General features: G+C 57.2%; 21 protein-coding genes and 1 pseudogene. 1 reads left to right on the top strand and 21 read right to left on the bottom strand.

The window, feature by feature from the left end:
* Window positions 1-48: 48 nt before the first annotated feature.
* From NKI38_RS25930 to NKI38_RS25995, 14 genes and pseudogenes are all read right to left on the bottom strand, one after another.
* Window positions 49-483 carry a hypothetical protein gene (locus tag NKI38_RS25930; protein WP_352662516.1) on the bottom strand — a complete coding sequence of 145 codons (435 nt, stop codon included), beginning with the start codon at window positions 481-483 and terminating at the stop codon, window positions 49-51.
* 89 nt (window positions 484-572) lie between these two features.
* Complete coding sequence (locus NKI38_RS25935) at window positions 573-890, bottom strand: hypothetical protein (RefSeq protein ID WP_352662518.1); 318 nt, start codon at window positions 888-890, stop codon at window positions 573-575.
* A 58-nt stretch (window positions 891-948) separates the two neighbouring features.
* Window positions 949-1863 carry an NAD-dependent epimerase/dehydratase family protein gene (locus tag NKI38_RS25940; RefSeq protein WP_352662521.1) on the bottom strand — a complete coding sequence of 305 codons (915 nt, stop codon included), beginning with the start codon at window positions 1861-1863 and terminating at the stop codon, window positions 949-951.
* A 276-nt stretch (window positions 1864-2139) separates the two neighbouring features.
* Window positions 2140-3522 carry a class I SAM-dependent methyltransferase gene (locus NKI38_RS25945; RefSeq protein ID WP_352662524.1) on the bottom strand — a complete coding sequence of 461 codons (1383 nt, stop codon included), beginning with the start codon at window positions 3520-3522 and terminating at the stop codon, window positions 2140-2142.
* Between the two features lie 4 nt (window positions 3523-3526).
* Window positions 3527-4429, bottom strand: a complete 903-nt coding sequence (gene rfbD, locus NKI38_RS25950) for a dTDP-4-dehydrorhamnose reductase (RefSeq protein WP_352662527.1) — start codon at window positions 4427-4429, stop codon at window positions 3527-3529.
* Entirely contained in the window at window positions 4426-5496 is a 1071-nt protein-coding gene (gene rfbB / locus NKI38_RS25955) for a dTDP-glucose 4,6-dehydratase (protein ID WP_352662530.1), read from the bottom strand. Before rfbB ends, rfbD begins: the two co-directional genes overlap by 4 nt.
* Before the next feature lie 36 nt (window positions 5497-5532).
* Window positions 5533-6087 (bottom strand): dTDP-4-dehydrorhamnose 3,5-epimerase, encoded by a 555-nt coding sequence (gene rfbC, locus NKI38_RS25960; protein WP_352662533.1) that lies wholly within the window; start codon window positions 6085-6087, stop codon window positions 5533-5535.
* Window positions 6088-6969, bottom strand: a complete 882-nt coding sequence (rfbA, locus tag NKI38_RS25965; protein ID WP_352662536.1) for a glucose-1-phosphate thymidylyltransferase RfbA — start codon at window positions 6967-6969, stop codon at window positions 6088-6090. It abuts the gene before it with no gap.
* Window positions 6970-7117: 148 nt separating this feature from the next.
* The gene (locus NKI38_RS25970) at window positions 7118-8449 is read right to left on the bottom strand and encodes an O-antigen ligase family protein (protein WP_352662539.1); all 1332 of its coding nucleotides are present in this window, start codon (window positions 8447-8449) and stop codon (window positions 7118-7120) included.
* Window positions 8446-9705: a tetratricopeptide repeat protein gene (locus NKI38_RS25975; protein ID WP_352662542.1), complete on the bottom strand. Its 1260-nt coding sequence runs from the start codon at window positions 9703-9705 to the stop codon at window positions 8446-8448. Before NKI38_RS25975 ends, NKI38_RS25970 begins: the two co-directional genes overlap by 4 nt.
* Window positions 9593-11269, bottom strand: a complete 1677-nt coding sequence (locus NKI38_RS25980) for a polysaccharide biosynthesis tyrosine autokinase (protein ID WP_352662632.1) — start codon at window positions 11267-11269, stop codon at window positions 9593-9595. The genes NKI38_RS25975 and NKI38_RS25980 overlap by 113 nt, the downstream gene beginning before the upstream one ends.
* A 369-nt stretch (window positions 11270-11638) precedes the next feature.
* Window positions 11639-11971: pseudogene (locus tag NKI38_RS25985) on the bottom strand (Wzz/FepE/Etk N-terminal domain-containing protein); the annotation flags it as partial.
* 39 nt (window positions 11972-12010) lie between these two features.
* Complete coding sequence (locus tag NKI38_RS25990) at window positions 12011-12796, bottom strand: polysaccharide biosynthesis/export family protein (RefSeq protein WP_352662545.1); 786 nt, start codon at window positions 12794-12796, stop codon at window positions 12011-12013.
* Between the two features lie 232 nt (window positions 12797-13028).
* Complete coding sequence (locus tag NKI38_RS25995; protein WP_352662548.1) at window positions 13029-13523, bottom strand: hypothetical protein; 495 nt, start codon at window positions 13521-13523, stop codon at window positions 13029-13031.
* A gap of 122 nt (window positions 13524-13645) precedes the next feature.
* Between NKI38_RS25995 and NKI38_RS26000 the strand changes: the two genes are divergently transcribed.
* Window positions 13646-13927 (top strand): hypothetical protein, encoded by a 282-nt coding sequence (locus tag NKI38_RS26000; RefSeq protein ID WP_352662550.1) that lies wholly within the window; start codon window positions 13646-13648, stop codon window positions 13925-13927.
* 116 nt (window positions 13928-14043) lie between these two features.
* On the opposite strand, the gene NKI38_RS26005 is transcribed toward NKI38_RS26000, so the two are convergent.
* The 7 genes from NKI38_RS26005 to NKI38_RS26035 are packed head-to-tail and all read right to left on the bottom strand — an operon-like array spanning window position 14044 to window position 20729.
* Window positions 14044-14391 carry a hypothetical protein gene (locus NKI38_RS26005; protein WP_352662552.1) on the bottom strand — a complete coding sequence of 116 codons (348 nt, stop codon included), beginning with the start codon at window positions 14389-14391 and terminating at the stop codon, window positions 14044-14046.
* A 27-nt stretch (window positions 14392-14418) separates the two neighbouring features.
* Window positions 14419-15564 carry a glycosyltransferase family 4 protein gene (locus NKI38_RS26010; protein WP_352662635.1) on the bottom strand — a complete coding sequence of 382 codons (1146 nt, stop codon included), beginning with the start codon at window positions 15562-15564 and terminating at the stop codon, window positions 14419-14421.
* Complete coding sequence (locus NKI38_RS26015) at window positions 15561-16718, bottom strand: glycosyltransferase (protein WP_352662555.1); 1158 nt, start codon at window positions 16716-16718, stop codon at window positions 15561-15563. Before NKI38_RS26015 ends, NKI38_RS26010 begins: the two co-directional genes overlap by 4 nt.
* Window positions 16696-17445 carry a class I SAM-dependent methyltransferase gene (locus tag NKI38_RS26020; protein ID WP_352662558.1) on the bottom strand — a complete coding sequence of 250 codons (750 nt, stop codon included), beginning with the start codon at window positions 17443-17445 and terminating at the stop codon, window positions 16696-16698. The genes NKI38_RS26015 and NKI38_RS26020 overlap by 23 nt, the downstream gene beginning before the upstream one ends.
* A 46-nt stretch (window positions 17446-17491) precedes the next feature.
* On the bottom strand, window positions 17492-18769 hold the full coding sequence (locus NKI38_RS26025; protein ID WP_352662560.1) for an MATE family efflux transporter: 1278 nt from the start codon (window positions 18767-18769) through the stop codon (window positions 17492-17494).
* Complete coding sequence (locus tag NKI38_RS26030) at window positions 18766-19659, bottom strand: glycosyltransferase family 2 protein (RefSeq protein WP_352662563.1); 894 nt, start codon at window positions 19657-19659, stop codon at window positions 18766-18768. Before NKI38_RS26030 ends, NKI38_RS26025 begins: the two co-directional genes overlap by 4 nt.
* Window positions 19660-19703: 44 nt before the next feature.
* Window positions 19704-20729, bottom strand: coding sequence for an NAD-dependent epimerase (locus NKI38_RS26035; RefSeq protein ID WP_352662566.1), 1026 nt, complete (start codon window positions 20727-20729; stop codon window positions 19704-19706).
* Between the last annotated feature and the right edge of the window lie 214 nt (window positions 20730-20943).

Consider the following 20943-nt stretch of genomic DNA (forward strand, 5'->3'; position numbering starts at 1 on the left):
CCCCATAAACCGCTAATCCTGCAATCCAAAAGCCGCTATCCGCCTCAATCAACATGCCAGATCAACGGCTTGCGGATAGTTCACGGTCGACGAACTAGAGAGATCGAAACGATCGCCTTCTAAGCGAGCGAGGTAGTCCTGCTTATTCATGTTACGCAGAGGATTCCTCTGGCCGTCAACTATGATGTTGCGTTGCCGGTTGATGCCTTCGAGCACGTAAGTTGCAAGAAGCGACATGGACGCGTTCATGACCGGAACGGATGACGAAATTTGCAAGGCTACGGCATCCGACACTCTGATGGCTCGACAAAAGGCTGCAACAACCCCTCCTTCCTCGCCGATCATATCCTCGAACGCAGCGAGCTCAACATCCTTTCTCCCGAACGCATAGAACGCGTTTCGCAACCTGCCGCGAAAGTGCGGGATGGGCATGTCCAGCCGTATCTGTTCGATCGTGAGGCCACCCTTTATCATCTCCTGCATTGTGCTGGCCGCGTAAGCGATCGGATGCCTTGACCAGAACAAGACACGCCAATCAGTGGCGTATTGCTTGGCCCACTCGGCCAGATTCTTCAGTTCGTTGTGATCAAGATTGGCAAGGCCTTCGGCCGAAAGAACAAGGGTTTCCCATGGCGCTCGATGGCGGCTAGGCTCTGGCTTCTCAGCAGTTCAGCCTTCTCGATCGTGTTAGCCCCGGCAAGCCGCACATTGATATGCTTGCGCGGATCATCGTGAAAGGCGGTGCACAATATGTCTGTCAAGTTTTCGGAAATCCACGGATAGAAAATTCCAAACTCAGCCAGCAGTCGGTCTCTGTGTTTGTAGACCGCGGACTGGACGCTCGTCGTTCCTGTTTTGGGTAACCCGATGTGGATGATGCCATTTGGCATTTTAGTTTATCAGCCCTAGTTCACGCGGCGGCAGTCTTTTTGACATCATTCGGATTTTTCACCTCACTAGCGTCACCGCATTTCGAATTCCAACATCGAATGGGGTGGCCGGCCTCCAACCAAGCATCTTCTTCGCGAGGGAAATGTCGAGGCTGGCGATATCGACGTCTGTGCTTCTTGTCCCCACATATTCGCGCTCGAAGACGTGGCCGGTCAAACCCTCGATCGCCTCCACCACCTCCAGTACGGAGCGCGTCTCTCCACTCCCGATATTTATGACTGCTCGTGGCGTACCAGGAAGCGACAAAGCCGCCTCTATCGCGTCGATCACATCGTCGATGTAGAGGTAGTCGCGCATAGCCTTGCCGTTGCCGAATATGCGGATCGGCAGCCCCTTGCGCCAGTGGTCCAATAGCATAGGGACAAGGCCTTGACCTTTGCGGAAGATCTGGCCGGGTCCAAAGGGATTTGCCAGTCTCAGAATCACATAGTCCAAGCCGTCGACGTGGCCGTACATCTGGATGTACTTTTCCACAATGAGCTTGGTCAGACCATGTGAGTTGATCGGGTTGGGCATGGATGTTTCCGGTGTTGGAACAGGTGCACCCGGGCCATAGATCGTCCCGCCGGACGACAGGAATACATAACGTTTCACTCCCGCCTGCAGGCATGCATGCAGGAATTTGACATGGGGAACTACGTTTTCCTCGATATCAGCGATAGTATGGTCGTTCCTCAGTCCGGGACTTGAGGTCGAAATGAGTTGGACGACCGTCTCGACCCCTTCCAGGGAGGACGCCATGGCTATCGGCTGACGAAAGTCGCTCTCGATGAACTCGGCGTGTCCTCCCACTGAACCCAGAAATTCGGAATCGAATCGCCTGGACACAGCTCGGACAGGCACACCTTTCTGAGCGAGCCGCCGCAGCAAATGCCGACCAATGAACCCGTTTGAGCCGTAGATCCCGATCATACCGATCCTACTGATAAATAGTGCCGCCGACCTACACCATAATATTGAAAAGAGAAAGCATCAAACGAGGAACTATCGACCATTGCGTTTGCCGCACCCTCGGAGCGTAAAATTAGATCTATCTTTAGAAAACGTGCACTGGCCCGGCACTAATTCAACTCGAAATGTTTCTCGACCAGCCGATTGATCTTAAAGAAACAGTACGCACCAGCAGCAAATTAGCGGCACCTGAACGGATCAACTCATTTTTCCGAGGTCCAGACGCCATGCCAGAATTCAATTCCAGCGCAGATTTCGGAGTGCCCGCCCAAAACCCGCCGAAAGCGCTCGCAGAGGTCCGGTGATCCGCCAACTTGTTGAGTCCTTGAATTCTTGAATTACGAGTTCATGTTCTGTCAGCTTTGCCTCAAGCGCACTCGTCATCGTGCGCGCTAACGACAATTCTTCCTGCAAGACGTGAATCTCTGCGGCTTTTGCGATGGACTCAGCTTTTCTCTGAGCGATCTCCTCTTCTCCACTTCGGATCTGTTCATGCGCTGCGGCTATCCTGTAAGAGAGCGCCTTCATGCGCGCCTCGTGCTCGCGGGAGAGCACCTCGATCCGCGCCTCGTGCTCGCGGGAGAGCACCTCGATCCGCGCCTCCTGCTCATAGGTTCGCATTTCCATGCGCGTCTCGTAGTCATGGGAGAGCATTTCCATGCGCATCTCGTGATGATTTATCAGCTCCCTATTGATCCCAATCTCCTCTTCCATAGTCGTTGACTGTAACGACCACACGCTCCCGGTTTCATCCGCTGCCTTGCTCGTCGTTCCATCCAACGGCACGACGCTTTGTTCAACAAGCGCAACCCGGCCTTCCACGCACCGGCGCCCCAACGCATTTTCCTGAATAGAGCGCCTCGAAACGAAACAGAGGGAATTCAAAAACTCGATGGCATGGATCGAAGCAAGAGAAGCTTCCTCGAAGGCGACCCCGTATCTGCCTGAGAAAGCAGCCAAAGCATCCGTTCGACGGCGATCAAGGCCCCAATGCTCATAATTGACCACATCAAGTAATCTTTTGAAGAATGACATAGACGATAATGGATCGTAAAGACCTCCCTCATACTCAGCCCAGTAACTGCAGTGCAAATCTTCAGTTATGTACACACCACCTTCGGACAAATGCGGAAAATAACGCGCAAATGTTCGTATTATATCCGACGATTTATGCGATCCGTCGTCGATAATAATATCGAATTCTTTAGATCTTCCGAGAATATTCCTCTCTATTTCATCGGCATTGGCATCACCTACGACAACGGCGACTTTCTTATCGTCGAAAACCAGATTGCCACAGGCCTCGTTGATATCGCAGCCGAGAACAAGCTCCGCATTGGCAAAATAGCGACGCCAGATTTCCAACGCCCCCCCATTCTGAACCCCAATTTCCAGAATGCGAACTGGCATATTGCGGTATTTTGAAAAAATGCGGTCATATGTGGTGAGATAGATAGACCATTTGTCCGACACTTTGCCGCGATGCGCCTCGTACAGATCACGAAGGGAGCCGTCGTATTTTGCAGGCCGTACGGCTTGCGCCTTGCCCCCCACCTTCGGCGCAGTTGCACCGGCGGGCATCCCCTCGCGGGCGTTTTTGAGTGAGGGATGCTTACTCATACGGTCAACGCCTGTTTTTCGTTCCGTCGATGAGAAGCCGACGCACCACCGCTTCCGTCGATTGCCGCCAGTCCGGCGCATTCCAGCCGAAGACAGAGGTGAATTTCGCACTCGAAAGCCGCGAATTGGCGGGGCGGCGCGCCTTGGTCGGATAGTCCATTGTAGCAATGTCCCGTACCCGCGCCCAAGGGCCACCAGACACGCGGCTTGTGTCCAGGATATGACGGGCAAAGCCGCTCCAGTTGGTCTCACCCGTGCCGGCCAGGTGATAAATGCCGGGCGCACCGAAGCTCTTGTCGCCATGCAGCCTCGCCGCCGTGTGCAAGATGGCATCGGCGATATCAAGCGCTGAGGTGGGATTTCCCCATTGATCGGCCACCACCGCGATCTCGTCGCGGTCGGCGGCAAGCCGCAGCATGGTCTTGACAAAATTCTTGCCGAATGGGCTGTAGAGCCATGCCGTGCGCACGATCAGATGGCGCGGATTTGCTAATGCAACCGCCTGTTCGCCAGCAAGTTTGGAGGCGCCATAGACGCTGGCTGGTGCAGTTGCGTCGGTCTCGACATAGGCACCAGGAGCGCTGCCGTCGAAGACATAGTCGGTCGAAAGATGGATGACGGGAACGCCAAGCCGCCTTGCTGCTTCCGCCACCTTGCCGGCACCGACGCCGTTCACCGCGAATGCCGGATCGGGCTCGTCCTCGGCCTGGTCCACCGCCGTATAGGCGGCGGCCGACACGACGATGTCGGGCTTCGCGGCCGCAATGGCCTCGATCAGAGTATCGGGTTTTGCCAGATCGAGTTCCGGACGGCCAATGGCAATGACCTCCACGCCGGCGCGCCCCTGGCCGGCCTCCAGAAGGCTTGCCGCGACCTGGCCCTCGCGTCCGGTGACAACGAGCCTCACGCCTCCCCCTTGCGCGCTTCGCCCAGTCTCTCACCGGCATAGCGCTGTTCGCGAATCGGCCCCCACCACCATTTGTTGTCGAGAAACCAGTCGACGGTCTTGGCCAGGCCGCTGTCGAAATTCTCATTGGGCGCCCAGCCCAGGTCCCGGCCTATTTTCGACGCATCGATGGCATAGCGGCGATCGTGACCGGGGCGGTCGGTGACGAAGGAAATCAGGTCGCGATAGCTCTTGCCGCCCGCCCGCGGCCGCCTGCCGTCGAGCAGATCGCAGATCGTCTCGACGACGCCCAGGTTCGTCCGCTCGGAATTGCCGCCGACATTGTAGCTTTCGCCCGGCTGCCCCCTGGTTGCGACAAATTCCAGCGCGCGCGCGTGATCCTCGACGAACAGCCAGTCGCGCACATTGGCGCCGGCGCCATAGACCGGCAGCGGCTTTTCATCTAGCGCATTGAGGATGACCAGCGGGATCAGTTTTTCGGGAAAGTGATAGGGTCCGTAGTTGTTTGAGCAGTTGGAAAGCACGACCGGCAGGCCATAGGTTTCGTGCCAGGCGCGCACCAGATGGTCCGAGGCCGCCTTCGAGGCGGAATAGGGCGAAGACGGCGCGTAGGGCGTTTCCTCGACAAACATGCCGCCATCGAAAGGCAGATCGCCGAACACCTCATCAGTCGAAACGTGATGGAAGCGGAAGCGGCTCCTTTTGTCCTCCGGAAGGCCGCGCCAATATTCCAGCGCGGAATTGAGGATCTTGTAGGTACCGACGATGTTGGTCTCGATAAACGCACCCGGCCCGTCGATCGAGCGGTCGACATGGCTCTCGGCGGCAAGGTTCATGACGATGTCGATGTCGTCCCGGTGGAGGATATCGAGCACCGCCTTTTCGTCGCAGATATCGGCCTGGGCGAAGCGGTAATTGTGTGCGTTCTCGATCGGCCGTAGCGAGGCCAAGTTGCCAGCATAGGTGAGCTTGTCGAGATTGGTCACTCGATAGGCCGGGTTGGCACACAGGTGTCGGCACACCGCCGAACCGATAAAGCCAGCACCACCCGTCACCAGAAAATTCATGCCCCTGTCCTCATTCTACACCCTTTTGGCAATCCATCAGGCAAACACCTCGGCGGCGGCCAATAGCGGCGCCTTCAGGTCCTTGTCCGAGAGCTGGAACCCGCCGGCCAAGGACGGCCATTCGATGCCGATGGCGGGATCGTCGAAGCGGATCGACCGGTCATGCGCCTGCGAATAGGTGTCGGTGACCTTGTACAGGACCTCGGTGTCGGGCACGAGCGTTACGAAGCCGTGCGCGAAGCCTTTCGGCACCAGAATCTGGTTGCCCTTTTCGGCCGACACTTCGAGAGCGACCCATTTCCCAAAGGTCTTCGAACTACGGCGAATGTCGACCGCGACATCGAGAATGCTGCCACGAATGACGCGCAACAGCTTGTCCTGAGCCCGCGGCGCAAGCTGGTAGTGAAGCCCGCGCAAAACACCTGCCGCCGCGGAATAGGAATGATTGTCCTGCACGAAAAGCAAGTCTATGCCGGCCTGCGCAAAGCGCTCAGCATTGTAGGTCTCCATGAAGAAACCGCGCGCGTCGCCGTGCCGCTTCGGAACGATTTCCAGCATGCCAGCAATGGCAAGGGATCTGATCTCCAGCACCTAGCCCTCCGACAGATCGACGACACGCCGGCGCAGATAGGCGGCATACTCATTCTTGCCCAGGCGGTCGGCGCGACGCAGAACCTGGTCCACGGTCAGCCACCTCTGTTCAAAGGCGATCTCTTCCGGACAGGCGACCTTGATGCCCTGGCGATGCTCGATTGTGCGCACGAATGAGGAGGCTTCATGCAGGCTGTCATGCGTTCCGGTGTCGAGCCAGGCATAGCCGCGGCCCAACCGGTGAACATGCAGCTGGCCACGCTCGAGGTAGACATTGTTGACCGCCGTGATCTCGAGTTCGCCACGCGCCGAGGGCCGGATGGCAGGGGCGATGTCAACGACGTCGTTGTCATAGAAATAGAGACCGGTGACAGCCCAGTTGGATTTCGGCTCCTGCGGCTTTTCCTCGATCGTCAGCGCGGTTCCGGTGGCCTTGTCGAATGAAACGACACCATACCGCTGGGGATCCTCGACATGGTAGGCGAACACCGAAGCGCCCTTTTCGCGCGAGGCCGCAGCCCGGCAAAGTTGTGACAACCCGTCGCCGAAATAGATGTTGTCGCCAAGGATCATGGACACGCTGTCCTTGCCTATGAAATCCCGGCCAATGATGAAGGCTTCCGCAAGGCCGTTGGGCTGCGGTTGCTCGGCATAGGACAGTTCAAGCCCGAACTCCGATCCATCGCCAAGCAGATCGCGAAAAACCGGTAGATCACGCGGCGTTGAAATGACCAGAATCTCACGGATACCCGCAAGCATCAAAACGCTCAGCGGATAATAGATCATCGGCTTGTCGTATATCGGCAGAATCTGCTTAGAGATTGCTAATGTTAGCGGGTAAAGACGCGTTCCGCTGCCCCCAGCAAGGATAATTCCTTTCAAGAAGCTCTCCTTGACATGTCTAGGCCCCCCGGGCCCTTGCCGCCCGTGATTAGGTTCCACGCAATGGCTTGTCAATCTCGGCGCTCGACAAACGACCAGACCAGGTCCGGCACCAATCCGTGGCCAATTCCGGGCGACCCCACTGCTCTCATCTTGCCAAAGCCGACGGCATGACGGGAACAAGCCGATTGTCATGATGGGCCTCGGTCGGCTCGCCTCTTGGGTTCAACCGTTCAGCAAAGCCTTTGTGAAAGACAATGCCATTCATGTAGGCAAAAATCATCGCAAGCGCCGCTGTTCGCAAGGGGTAATCAACCAGCGAGTGAACGAGAAGAAACGACACCGAGAGGAACGCGGCTTTCTGCAGCGGATACCGCCGAACCCCAACGGACGACGCGAAAAGCAATGTCAGGTAAACCGCGATCAGAAAAACAACGGGCGCGCCACCCTCAAGTGCCAGTTCCAGATAGTCATTATGAGCGTGATTCACGTAGGGCTTGAAGATCATCTCGCCCTTTTCGTAAATCTGATAGACTTTCTGAAAACTGCCGAAACCCACTCCTGTCGTCCAGTTCTCTTCAATTCCCGCGATCGTCGTGCGGGCAAATTCAGCGCGCCCAAAAGTCGGATCAACCACCTCCGCATCGATCTTCGTCCACGCGCCCATCGTGTAGAGCGACAGACCGATGAAAACCGCAAGGATGCCATAACCGCGTAGCCTGGAGCGAGCGGACAGAAAGATAACCGATACTATGGTGATCGCCAGTCCTATCAGGATACCGGCGCGCGAACCGGCGGCCAGAAGCAGCAGCAACAGCGCTATCAATCCCAGCGATCCAGACAGAAGGTGACCGCGGAACAGACCGTAGTAGACAACGAAAGGGATGGAGACGAAGAGCAATGCCGAAAAATGATTCTGGTTGGCAAACAGCCCGGCATTGACCGTGAACGGCAGCAACCCCTCTATGGCAACCGTATCGGAGAGTGAATACTGGATCGCGGCCGCCAATCCGTTACAGATGACACCCATGAAAAAGAAAGGCAGAAGGCCGTAGACCTGATCCGGGCGCAAGCGGATGACGCTCAGGAAGAATGCTGCCGCCGCCGAGAAATACAAAAAACATTCGATCGTGCGCCCCACGCCGACACTGACGAAACGCAGCCGGGTTTCGCCGGCCAGCCATGGACTTGTCAGCAGCACCTCGGGCCGCAATCCGCTCAACAAGGCCGCAGGCAGCGGCACGATTTGAAAACAGAATACGGCAAGCACCAGGGCAAGCAGCCATAGGACCGACCGAGGGGCCCTCTGCCCCGACGGCCTTGAAAGGACGGCGGCGGCCGAGACAATCGCCGCGATCTCGATCAGCATTTCGGTGTAAAGCCCACTCGCCGTGCCGCCGCCAATCAGCACCGACAGGAAAAGAACCGACCCAAGCAGGTACTTTTCCCATTCCGTGGGCCGGATTGACCACTCTCTCAAGATGAAACTCTTTCGATGCTCAGCTTGTGCATGACCAACGTGCCTACGTATCGAAATCGCCAGCTCTCAGTGATGGCGGCTGTTTCCAGCCGTAACAATTGCATCGGACACGCGCTCGGTCCGATCGCGAAATCCAGACTCAGGTCCTGTCGGTTGAATGTGCCTTCCGGAATGTTGAACCGGGCTATTTCGCTTGCCGGATCCGCGCATCTGATGGACCAGAACAGCTGCTTTGGCAGCTTCAGGTTTCTCCCGGAGGCAGTCAGGGAAATCCTGTAGGAGCCGGGAGGCAATTCGACATATTGCTGGAATGCTGCGTTCTTCACCGGCGTATTCAAAAATCGAACAGTCGCTCCGCTGTCGCTCTCGCCGACATCGCGCGACCCGGCAAAAGTAATTTCCAGACCGGAGCGATCGTGAACCTGCCAGTCGAATGGCTTGCCGCTGCGGACCGGTTCAAAGCCGCCGTTGAAAATGTAGCCACCCAGCGTCCGCTCCTGATCGGACAGGCTGAAAAGGAACAGCCGATAGGCCGGCACGTATTCCTTTTGCCTGATATAGCCGTTGATCACTGCGGACAGTTCCTTCGATGTCGGTGGTGAACTCGATCCGGCAAGGTCGAGCAACAGTTGGCTGGCGGCGCGCAGGCCCCGCGGATCCTGGCCAAGGGCGGAAAAAAGATTGGACCTCCACGGAGCCCCGGCCTTCATTGCTGCCAGGACAGCCCGATATCCGTCTGGATTTGAAAGAATGGCCGGCATGCCCGCCGCGATGACTGGAAAACGGTCCGGCCACCGGCGCAGCAAGGTATCGATCTCGCCGACGGCCTTCGACAGATCGCCTCCCTCGATCGAACGGTCGATCGATCTCTGAAGCGCATGGATTTCCGTCTTGGACAACTTTCGAGCCTGATCGAAGAGTTCAAAAGCTTCGTCTTTCTCGCCTTGCCGGTACTTGATCTCGCCTAACAGGCTGTAAAGCCGGGCGTCCGCGACATTGAAGCGAAGCGCGCCCCTTGCCTTGACGGCCAAAGCGTCGAGATCAGGACCACTGCCTGTTTCATTCAGCTCATGGGTGATGTCACCTACCAAGGCATTTATGTTCAACGGATCGAGCGCAAGCGAGACGGCCGGCGTTCCGGCCTCAAGGAGCCGACTTAGCCCGATCGATGAAGCCGCCAACACCAGAACGGAGGCGACGAACCAAACGCCGGAACGCCGGAGATTTTGCGTGAGCGGGCTGGCCTGCTCCGTCATCGACTTTGCCCTCAATTTTCGGGGTACTCGCGCCGTAGTCGTAGTACTGGTAGTTCATGTATTTGTAGGCATAGTTGTAGTCGAACTTGTTCACGGCAAATTTCGACATCGCCACTCCGATCACATTCGCACCGGCTGCGCGCAGACGCTTGAGCGCCGTCTTGGCTGATTTGCGCGTGACCTGGTTGGTGGAAACGACCATCAACGTGCCTTCTGCAAGCCGGCTGAGGATTGGGCCGTCGGAAAGGCCGACGACCGGTGGAGCATCGATGATGATCAGATCGAAGCGTTTGCCGAAATTGGTCAAGATCAGCGCCATCTTCTGCGAAGAGAGCAGGTCGGCCGGGTTCGGCGGAATCGTTCCCGACGTCAGCACGGTCACGTTAGGGTATTTCGTCGTCCTGAAAACGCTCGCCAGATCGTCCTTGCGAACGGTATTTGTCAGAAGGTTGCTCAACCCGATCGCATTGTCGAGGCTGAACAGCCGATGCAGGTTCGGTTTGCGAAGATCGCCATCGACCAGCAGAACCCTTGCGCCGAGCGCTGCGAAATCCTGGCCGAGCTTGAACGAGGTGGTCGACTTGCCTTCCGAAGGTTCCGAACTGGTCACCAGCAGCGATCGCGGCGCGCCTTCAGCACCGGAGAACTGCAGCGATGTTCGCAACGAACGATAGGCCTCGGAGAGCCCTGATTTTTGATCGGCGATGCTGGCGATGAGTTCGCGGTCATCGACAAGCGGCAGGATGCCGAGCATCGCCAGCCCCAGCTCTTTCTCGACCTGCTCCGGATTGGTGAAGGTGTTGTTCAAGAGTTCGATGATGTAGATGATCGATGCAGTCAAAGCTATGAAAAGCGCCAGCGCGATTGCAAGATTGATGCTCAGGCGTGGAGAATAGGGGGCTACGGGCAGCGAAGCGAAGTCTACGATCGCAGCGCTTTGCGTCTTGAGTTCCGAGCTAACCCCGACTTCATTCCGCTTGGTGATAAGGCTGTCATACTGCGACCGATTGGAATCTACCTCACGCTTCAGGATCGTGTATTTGATATTCTTGTCGTTGAAGACGGCCTGCTGTCTCTCCATCTCCGCGAGCTTGGATTTCAGGTCGGCTTCCTTGCTTTGCGCTTCCTGGTATTTCAGTCGCAACGAATCCGTTATCGCAAGAACGCCATTGTCATAGAGCCGCTGCAGTTCCTTGATCTGCGATTGCAGTTGCTGCATCTCCGGAAAACCAGGCTTCAGGATGCCCAGTTTCTGCTGATACTGGCTGGACAGATCCGCCAGCTTTTCGCTGAGCTTCTGCAGACCTTCGCTTTCCAGAACCGGGCCGAGGCTTGAGCCGCGCCCCTTTTCTATCTGACTCACCACCCGCCCCGCATCCAGGCGCTCCTGGATCGCCGTGGCCAGCGCGGTATTCAGGGCTTCGATGTTAGAGCCGATCAGCGATTTGTCGTCGCCGGTAACCGTGATGCCGGCATCTTTTGCATAGGTGACCAATTCCTCCTCGGAAGTCTGCAGCTTTTGCTTCACCTGCAAAACTTGTTCCTGGATGAACTGCCTTGCCAAATCGGAGGTCTCGCTGGTCTGGTCGAGGCGTTGATCGATAAAACTCTGGGCGACCTGGTTGGCTACGTCGCTTGCATATTTCGGCTTCTGATCGACAAAGGTGATCGACAGCAGGCTTGTATTGGTGACCAGGTTGACCGTCAGGTCTTCCAGGATCCGTTTGATGGCGATTGCTTCGCGCTCTTCGGGCGTTTTCTCCTCGATGGAAGGCGACTTCGACAGTCCGAACGCCCGGTAGACAATGTTGCTCAGCGAAAAGCTCGGCGTCGGAAACAGGAAGTCCGGCTTTTCGCCAAGTCCCAGCTGGAACGTCACGCGCTGAGCCAGCGCGCGGCTCTTCAGTTTTTCACGGGCGGTCAGGAAGGCCCTGACGTCGCTGTTTTCGGAAACAACTTCGATGTCCTGAAAGACCTTCGCCGAAGGGACCAGAACTTCGAGCTGCGTCGTTGCCTGATATTTTGGTGTCTGCATCATTGTCACGATGACGCCGGCAACAAGCCCAGCAGCTGCCATCATGACGATCAGCCAACGATACTGGACAATGTAGAAAAGCAGCTTGAGCAGGTTGAACCCCTCATCCTGACCGGCATAGCCGCGACCATAAGGACCGTAGTTTTGCGGCACGTCGCAATAGAGGTCCGCGGACTGAGCCTGGCCATGTCCGTGTTCGGCACGTTGGGGCTGCCTGTTATGATCGAGCATGCGCGAGGTGATCCTGCGTTGTCCGTATCGTGACCTGTCCTAAGGAATGACCGCAATGCGGGCCGCGCTGGAGGCGAGGCCCAGAGCATCCTTCAAATTGTTCATCGCGATTTTCGACTTCGAAGCAAAAACGACGATCACATCGCCGCCATAAATGCGTGGGTTGCGATTTTTGCCGGCCCGGATTTCCTCGACATTGTAGTTTGCCACGAGCTTGTTTTGGCCGATATTCCGATAAACGAAGACCTTGCCGGCATCACCGACCGGATTGAAGCCTCCGGCAAGGGCGATCGCGTCCAACAAGGAAGCACTGCTGGACACGGGATAGATTCCGGCCTTGTTCACTTCACCATCGACCGTGATGCGCTGGCCAATCGATTCCTTGACGAAAATCGTCACATCCGGCGCTTGCAGGTATTTTTCACCATAGGCAGTCTCGATTTCTTTCTCGAGTTGACGAACGGTCTTGCCTGCCGCGGTCATCGTTCCGATCAGCGGAAGAGAAATCTGCCCGCCTGCGTCGACCTGAGCAGTTCTGTTCAAATTGTCGACCTGGAACACGCTAACCTCCAGCACGTCATTGGCAGACAGGGGCTGCTCGCTGCCATTCTGGGTGTTCTGCGGCGGCGGCAGATCCTTCACCACCTGCAGTGTGCCGCCGCCCGAAAGAACCGTGGAGGACGCCGCCGGCTGAAGGGCGCTGACGGGATTTGTGGATGACGTCGATGTCGACGGGGTGCTGGTGCAAGCAGATATAGCCAGCGATGCGAGCAACGCTGTCAGGGTGCTTGCATGACGCCTTGCAAAATCGAAAATGCCGATCACTGGGTCCCGCTCTTGAACAGCCGGCCAAATCCGCCGAAACGGCCTACGCCGCCGGTAACAGACCTTTTCGCATTCCGCTTTCCAATGAGCACGAGCGCCCGATGCTGCAATATCGCGTCCGGACGGTTGACCGCCAAAAGCCTCGCCTCGACAAAACACAAATGCGCTACTCGCACGAAGGCGAATGACGCATTCGACAAAATTACGCAAAACAGCGGGTGTCGGACCTCGGCTATCGGCTGACGGCGTCATCGTCGTCCTGCAGCCCAGTAATAAGAGCAGCGGCGCCACCAACCGCGGCCCCGCCCAAGAGAACTGGCAGCATGACAGGCTCCGAGCTGGCAGGCACAACCGTCGCAACTGGCGTATCGAGCGAAACGCAGATGCCACCTTCGACAGGATCGACCTTGACCGTGGTGTTGCCAGGAATATCGAATGCGCAATTGGCACCCACCGCCAGCAAGGCGGACGCCTCTGCCCCGGTCATGATGCGTGCGCCCGAAAACACTGGCGCTTCGGGCCCCACGCCAGCATAGCCGCCGGCCTGGGACATCTGAACGTTGCCCTGGACCTGCGTAAGGCGACCTATCGCACCGGCGGACGCCGGCACGGTCGCAAGACAGGAACAGGTCTCCTGAGCGAAAGCATCGGGCGTTGCAACCAGAATGCCCTCTGCGGCGAATACAACAAAAACGAAAACAGCCCCAAACCTACGACGAATCCTCATTTTTACCCCACCCAAACCTGCAATTCACCCTCTTGGGACGAATTACACCGGCTCCACCCCCGGCAATCTCCGTCAGTGGCTGACGCCGTTGACGTCATACTGCGTCGCCGCGAGCACGCCAGTTGTCAGAAGCGCGCCTGCAAAATCACTTCCGGCAGATCAACCCCGCCACCACCGGACGGCTGAATGGCGACCGTCTGTTCGGAACCAACAAGCTTGAGGCAAATGTTGTCGTCGAGGCGGAAAACATCGAGACTCGAATTGGCCGGCACATTCAGGCTGCAGCCGCCGAACCGATCGACGCAACAAATACGGCAGGCGCAATTTTGCTCACAGATTCATCTGTCTTTGATCCCCTCTGCATCCACCTTCGGACGCACCAAAGAAAGCAGATCAGCACGTAGCAGTTTTTCGATCACAATTCCAACACATTTTGCGCGCGAGGCAATTTAGACCGATTCGCGACTGTCGGAGCACAGTACTTTAGCTAGATTGCATGAACAGTTTCGACCAAAAAAGCTCAAGAACCGACGTTACCCAACAGATGACCGTAAATACTCAAATGCAGGAAACCGCCGGCCGGGTTCAGGACAGATCCATTCATTTCGCCGCAAGAGCATCCAATCCATAGCCGTTCGGCAAGACTTGTACATTGGATCGGCTTGAACCGGCTGGCGCAGAGAATACGACCCTGCGCAACTATGATAGCCAGGTTTTCCCGCTTGGCCGTCAAGCACTGCACAACCAGGGTATCGCCAACGTTCGAAGCGATCTTGCCGTCACAAGGCGTTCCGGCACCAACGGATTTGCAGGTCAGGACCATCCCCTGATATAGCCGCGGTGCGCCGCTCCAAAGGCCGTCCTCCATCCGGCCCAACTATCCGTCAAGCCCGTTTCATTCTTTCGCCGCGAGGCCATCCAGCTTTTCTATCTGCTGCATGTACCTATCGATGACGATCGTTTCCGAAAACTGCCGCTCGACCTTGTTTCTGCCCTGAGCGCCCATCCTGTCCCTGGATGCGCCATTCATCCGCGCAAACTCGATCATTTTGCTTGCCAGATCATCAGGGTCCCTCGCCTTGCACAGGAAGCCGTTGACGGCATGGTCAACAACCTCTCTGCACCCGGGCACATCGGTCGCGATCAGCGGCTTGCCCATCGCGGCCGCCTCGAGCAGCGAACGCGGCGTTCCTTCCCTATAGGAAGGCAAGACGACACAATCGGCAGCACGCAGAAAAGGCCGCACATCGTCGGTGGAGCCGAGATACTCGATCAATCCCTCGCCGACCCATTGCTCGACTTCCCGCCAGCTGACGGCGGTTCGGTTCTCGACATCAAGAAAGCCGAGCAGTTGGAAACGGACTCCGGGCATCTCTTGGCGAACCAGACGGGCAGCCTCGACGAACTCGCCGACGCCCTTGTCCCAAAGAAGCCGGGCCACGAGAAGAAACACAATTGCATCGGATCGGGACGGCGCTTCAGACGACAGGGCAAAACGCACGAGGTCGATACCGGAGCCAGGCAACAACCCGGTCTGTTCTTGTCGGACCAGACGCTCATCGACGAACAGCGTCCTGTCATCGTCATTCTGAAAGAAAACCATTTTGGAACGGGCCAGCGCCACCCGATACAACGCCTTGGCAATTCTGAGCAGGAGGCCACCGCGGACGAATGCCGTCCCCAATCCGGAAATGTTGTTGATGACCGGGACACCATTCAGATTGGCCGCGATGGAGCCGAACACGTTGGGCTTGATCGTGAAGCCGACAAACGCCAACGGCCGCTCACGCCGCAAGAGACGCCAGTAGCGCCACAGAAGAACCATGTCCCGCAAAGGCGACGTGCCGGAATTGTCCATTTCGAGTTCGACATGACGGCAGCCCATAGCCGATATTAGCGAAGAGTACTCGTCTCTCGGCGCCGCGATGACGACGTCATAGCCATGGCTCTGCATCGCCTCGATCAGACCCTTGCGGAAATTGACGACGTTCCAGGACGTGTTTATCGAGATGATTATCTTGTTGCGAGCAGCGCGCATCATCTCTGCCCGCCCGGATATGATGAAGGCGCTCCCAACAACATATCCGCAAATCGCCCAGGCGACCGTTCCGACAAGGTCTTTCCATACAAGGCCGACCGATCGCCGGCGTGAATGACCTTCAACAGTGCATCCGCAATTTCCAACGCGCCAAATCCGGCTGAAATCTCCAGGCCAGACAGCATGTCCAGATCGCCCGCGCAGGGCGTGGTGACGATGCCGGGAATGCGGCAAGCCATCATTTCCAGAAGGACGTTTGGGAATCCTTCGGTCGCCGAAGTAAGCAGAGCGGCGCGCGATGCGCGAAACAGTGGAAATGGATTGCCTCTCTGACCGAGCAGATTTATTCGAGAGGCCAGATCGAACTTGCCGGCGTAGGCTCTTAGCTCCGCTTCCATGGGTCCGGCCCCAACCATGGTCAGCTCATAATCTTCGCCAGTTCTTCGTCTGACCTCGGCGAGCACATCAACCGCGATCGTCGGGCGCTTCACCTCGATCAGTCGGCCGCACCAGACTATCTGTGGACGGCGGGAAAATATCCTTGCGTCATCTTCCGGCAACGCCTCGGTGGACAATTTGATGATGAGATCTTCATCGACCGGATTTGGCAACGTGCACAGTTTAGCAATGGCGCGCCGGGGCAACACGTCACGCAGGCATTCATTCATGTAGCCCGTTTGCGCGACCACCATGTCCTGGCTGCCATAGGCGGCGTAGAGCGTCCTGTAAGCCAGTGCGCGAGGGCCTTTGAAGCGGTCCAGCAGGATCGTGGACTCGCGAGTGACCAGCCTGCGGCTTCGAAGAACTCCAACACTTCGAGCGGCAGCCAGAAACGAATTCACCCGCGCATGGCTCGACAACACCAGGTCGTACCGATGCCGGATCAGCCGCGGAACAAGCAAAAGTTCGCTCATCGCTTTGCCGCCGCCAAAGCCGTAACTGCGCCGAATTCCATCCCGATATGATCCAACGGCGTCCCCCGCTGCCTGGCCACCCAGGAAGCCGATTTCGACGTCCCAATCGGGCCGGCTAGCGAGGACACGCGCAACCAGTTTCAGGATGGTTTCGGCTCCGCCTTTGATGTCGAGCGGGATGGCGATCAGCGCGAGCTTCCTTTTCATGAGCTGCGAGGTTTCACTGTTTTCGCCGAAAGACATAAGCGTAGGTTTCGGCAGCATCCTTGCCGAGAAGAAGAGCCGAAACGCCTAGCCAGATGCGCCAGGCGAGAAAGGCCGGCACGAAAAAATAGAAATAGGAACTCTTCCAGAACAGACGACGCTCGACGAGTTCCAGCCCATTCCGTCTTGCGATTGTTTCGACGTCACTTGGCAGGCACTTGTCGTAGAAAGCCGGAAACCCGTCATGACCCTTGCCCTTTTCTGGATAGATCGCAAAAAGCAGCCGTCGTTTCACTCCTTCCGGCAGGGCTCGATTGAGCCTGGCGAAAACAGCGTTGCGCGAGGGCGAGAAAATGGCAACCACGCCTCCTGGCCGCACGCAACTGGCAATGCCACGCAAGGCAGCCTCACCGTCGCGCACGTGTTCGAGCGTCGCTTGACAGATCACAATGTCAGCATTGCCCCTCCCCTCAAACGAGGTAAGGTCCGCTTCAATCTCCTCGTCGTATAGCCCACGCGGCGCTTTCGACAATTCCTGCGCGTCCAGGTCGACCCCAACGACAAAAAGCCTCAGGCGCCGCTTCTCCGAGAGACTGACGAACGGCCTTGCACCCCCGCCAAGGTCGTAAACCAGCGCATCGGAGACAAGCCAGGCAGGCGCTATCTCCGTTGCAAAAATTCGGTCGCCGTCGATCCGAAGACGCAACGGTAGCGCCCGGTCCAGGAACTCGGAAATGGCCACGTTCGCGCGAACGAACTTTCGCAATATCGACACTGCTTCACCATGAATTCCGTTGGCCGATCTGTGCCCGCTACTTCTCACATTCATTCCTGGCATCAGAGCCAGTTGCCAAAAGAACTCTCTGCGTAGCATTAGGCCCGTCATCGGCGATCACGCTCCTCAACGCGAAAAACGAACAAGCCGCGGCTATGACATATCCGGACAGAAATGCCATTTCGCTGCCAAGCGGCAGCCGCCACCACAGACTCAAAGCCGCCAAACAGCAGCAAGCCAATGCTCCTGTCGCGTAAGAATAGGTCAGCGTCATTGCGTTGTTCGAGCGGAGCGCAAACGGATCGATGACCACCTTCTTCGTCCTGTTTGTTAGAACAGCGCAAGAAACGATCGCAAAGACCGCTGGGTCAAATGACCTCCCCAGCCATCCGGACGCATAGCCGGAAAAAAACAGACCAATTAACCCCGCGGCAGACACAGCTGCAAAAATCAGCGCAATGGTCGCCCCCTCAAACAATCCGCGCCGAAACTCCCGGACGTTTCCATTTGCGACACTGAGAAACGCCCTTGGCACGAACACGAAGCTGGCCACATTCATGAAGAAGCCGACGGTGCGTTGTGAAAGATCGACACAAAACGAGAAGACGCCGAGATGGGCCTGAGAGCCAAACATCAAAATGATGTATCGAATGCCGACAAACACGCCGCTCTCGGCCAGATTGCTCAACACAAATCCCCAGCCTGTGGCCAGCGACCCGTCAAGATAGGAAAGGCGGGGCCGCCTCAGATTCATCGGCCCCAGGAAAGCAAATGAAATCAACGCTCCGGCGACATAGCTGAGCGAAAAGGCCGCAAGCGCGGAACCTATTTTCGCATCTCCGACAAGCAGGACTATAGCTCCCGCCTGGTATGCGACAGCCTGGCCAATCGCCGACCAACCATATGCCCACAAACGCAGTTGCGACCTCAGGAGTTCTTGAAGTGCGGTGTGCAAGCCGAATGAAACGATGATGGTTGCGGCGACGGCGTTGCCAAATCCGAACCAGACCAGCACCAATCCGACCGAGACGACACATAACGCCACAATAGACAGGGCGACAAGAATAGACGATACGTACTCTCTACCTAACCCCGCGGCATGCATTTTTGCAGAAACTGGCATTATGGAATAAGTTACGATTCCAAAAACAAGCGTCGAAATAAATGAAACCGTCACAATCGTTGTGCTGAAAATCCCATACTGCCCAGTTTCCAGATGGCTTCCTATATATAGTAAGGTCACTATATTTAGTAGACCAGGCACAATTCGTATGACGATGGACTCCACAAATTCCCACAGGCTGGCTCTTTTCATGGGGTCACCCGTGCGAATGACCTCTTGAGCAAGAATGGGAAACTCAAGGCACCAAAGCTCATGCAGGCAAGGACCGCCTTGCCCAAGAATCGAACCGAGCGATATCGTCCAACCCAGAATGCCCTGACGTAGTTCAAATTCAGCAAAAACATCGGATACGGATTTTGTCGTTGAAGAAGGCGAATTCTTGCGGTCATCCCCTCCGGCAGGTACCGCTTTCGCCCGATATCGACGTTGACACAAACAACGTCGTATTCGATCGCCAATCTGGACCAGAGAAGAGATGTTGGAACACGGCGGAACCGCCCTGCGGGTGGCACGGCAACCCGTTTCAACAAGGCAGTTCTGATGACCTCCTTCTTGTCGCCGACCACACCTTCGTCAGCTCGCATCTTGATCAGGTTTGTACGCTCTGACGGAAACTGGTTTGCTCTCGCATCTGGTTCACTCAGAACCATCGAGAACACAAAACCCGCAAGCTTCTCATCGGCACTTTGCCGGGAGAGACGCTCACAAACCTCAGGCAAACGATCGGCAAAGAGATCGTCGTCGTCATCGAAAATCATGCAATAATCGGCAGTGGCGGAAGCGATCGCCGAGAACATCGCGGCCCCTCTGCCGCCATTGGGGCCAGTTGTGACCACCAATCTGGCATCGCGAGACGCGATTTCCGCAAGCGCTTCGCTCGTCCCGTCGGTCGAACCGTCGACATGGACGCATATTTGCAACGGGCACTTCGCACGCAGCAGCTCCCGAACCAGCGCAGCAACGCGATCCCGCCGATTAAACGTGGGGATGCAAACGCTCAACAGCGCCTGGGACTGCAATGGATTGCAGACTGCCTGTTTGCGAACCGTATCGATTCCATCCCCTCCTGGTTGCGCGGTCATCGAACGGAGCTATCGAGGATCAGCCGGAATCGCCAGGAACAGGCCTATCCCCGCCCAAAATACGCCAGGTACCACTCGACAAACCGCCCAACGCCCTCGGTCACCGTCGTCGTCGGACGGTAGCCCACTGCCTGCTCCAGCGCCGATGTGTCGGCAAAGGTGTCGGGCACGTCGCCGGGCTGCAGCGGCAGCAGCTCGACGATGGCTTTCCTGCCGAGCGCGCTTTCCAGCGCCTCGACATAGGCGGTCAGCTTCACCGGGTTGTTGTTGCCGATGTTGAAGATGCGCCAGGGGGCGCTGCTGGTGGCCGAATCCGGACGGCCGGAGTCCCAGGCGGCATTGCCCGTGGCCGGGCTGTCGCTGGCCCGGACGACGCCTTCGGCGATGTCCTCGACATAGGTGAAGTCGCGCGTGTGGTTGCCGTTATTGAACAGCTTGATCGGCTCGCCGGCAAGGATGTTCTTGGTGAACAGGAAAAGCGCCATGTCCGGGCGCCCCCAGGGGCCATACACGGTGAAGAAGCGAAGCCCGGTCGTTGGCAGCCCGAACAAATGACTGTAGCTGTGCGCCATCAGCTCGTTGGAACGCTTGGTCGCGGCGTAGAACTGCAGCGGATGGTCGGCCGGCCGGTGCTCGGAAAATGGCATGTCGGTGTTGGCGCCGTAGACACTCGATGTGCTGGCGTAGGTCAGGTGCGCGACACCGCTGTTGCGGCACGCTTCCAGCATGTTGGTATACGCGATGATGTTGCTTTCGACATAGGCACGCGGGTTTTCCAAGCTGTAGCGAACCCCGGCCTGGGCGGCGAGATGGATTACCCGGTCGAAGGCGTGGTCGGCAAAACAATCGTCGACAACGCTTCTGTCGGCGAGATTGCCGCGGATGAAATGATAGCCCGCATTGGTCTTGCGGCTCGCCTCTTCCAGCAGCCGCAGCCTCGCCTCCTTGATCTGCGGATCGTAATAGCTGTTGACGTTGTCGATGCCGACAACCTCGTCGCCGCGCTCGAGCAGCCGCTTCGACACGTGATAGCCTATGAACCCGGCAGCGCCGGTAACCAGAACCTTCATCAGAAGCGCCCATCCGTAACATGCCTGGGAAACAGACCCTTGATGTCGTAGATGACGCCCGGGGTCTTGCAAAGTGACTGCAGGCCATAGACGCCCAGCGCACGGAAATGCCTGTGGCCGACGGCCACGATGACGCCGTCATAGGGCTCGTCGGGAATGCCTTCATGCTCGTTACGCCAAAGGCGCGCGCGCATTCCTGCACGTCGACCCAGGG

The organism is Mesorhizobium sp. M0621, from assembly GCF_040320745.1.
Classification (GTDB): domain Bacteria; phylum Pseudomonadota; class Alphaproteobacteria; order Rhizobiales; family Rhizobiaceae; genus Mesorhizobium.

What these genes read in the sequence shown, in the direction of transcription:
- NKI38_RS25930 (WP_352662516.1), bottom strand. Translation starts at nt 483, where the DNA reads ATGCAGGAGATGATAAAGGGTGGCCTCACGATCGAACAGATACGGCTG.
- NKI38_RS25935 (WP_352662518.1), bottom strand. Translation starts at nt 890, where the DNA reads ATGCCAAATGGCATCATCCACATCGGGTTACCCAAAACAGGAACGACG.
- NKI38_RS25940 (WP_352662521.1), bottom strand. Translation starts at nt 1,863, where the DNA reads ATGATCGGGATCTACGGCTCAAACGGGTTCATTGGTCGGCATTTGCTG.
- NKI38_RS25945 (WP_352662524.1), bottom strand. Translation starts at nt 3,522, where the DNA reads ATGAGTAAGCATCCCTCACTCAAAAACGCCCGCGAGGGGATGCCCGCC.
- rfbB (WP_352662530.1), bottom strand. Translation starts at nt 5,496, where the DNA reads ATGAATTTTCTGGTGACGGGTGGTGCTGGCTTTATCGGTTCGGCGGTG.
- NKI38_RS25975 (WP_352662542.1), bottom strand. Translation starts at nt 9,705, where the DNA reads ATGACGGAGCAGGCCAGCCCGCTCACGCAAAATCTCCGGCGTTCCGGC.
- NKI38_RS25995 (WP_352662548.1), bottom strand. Translation starts at nt 13,523, where the DNA reads ATGAGGATTCGTCGTAGGTTTGGGGCTGTTTTCGTTTTTGTTGTATTC.
- NKI38_RS26005 (WP_352662552.1), bottom strand. Translation starts at nt 14,391, where the DNA reads ATGGAGGACGGCCTTTGGAGCGGCGCACCGCGGCTATATCAGGGGATG.
- NKI38_RS26010 (WP_352662635.1), bottom strand. Translation starts at nt 15,564, where the DNA reads ATGATGCGCGCTGCTCGCAACAAGATAATCATCTCGATAAACACGTCC.
- NKI38_RS26015 (WP_352662555.1), bottom strand. Translation starts at nt 16,718, where the DNA reads ATGTCTTTCGGCGAAAACAGTGAAACCTCGCAGCTCATGAAAAGGAAG.
- NKI38_RS26025 (WP_352662560.1), bottom strand. Translation starts at nt 18,769, where the DNA reads ATGAAAAGAGCCAGCCTGTGGGAATTTGTGGAGTCCATCGTCATACGA.
- NKI38_RS26030 (WP_352662563.1), bottom strand. Translation starts at nt 19,659, where the DNA reads ATGACCGCGCAACCAGGAGGGGATGGAATCGATACGGTTCGCAAACAG.
- NKI38_RS26035 (WP_352662566.1), bottom strand. Translation starts at nt 20,729, where the DNA reads ATGAAGGTTCTGGTTACCGGCGCTGCCGGGTTCATAGGCTATCACGTG.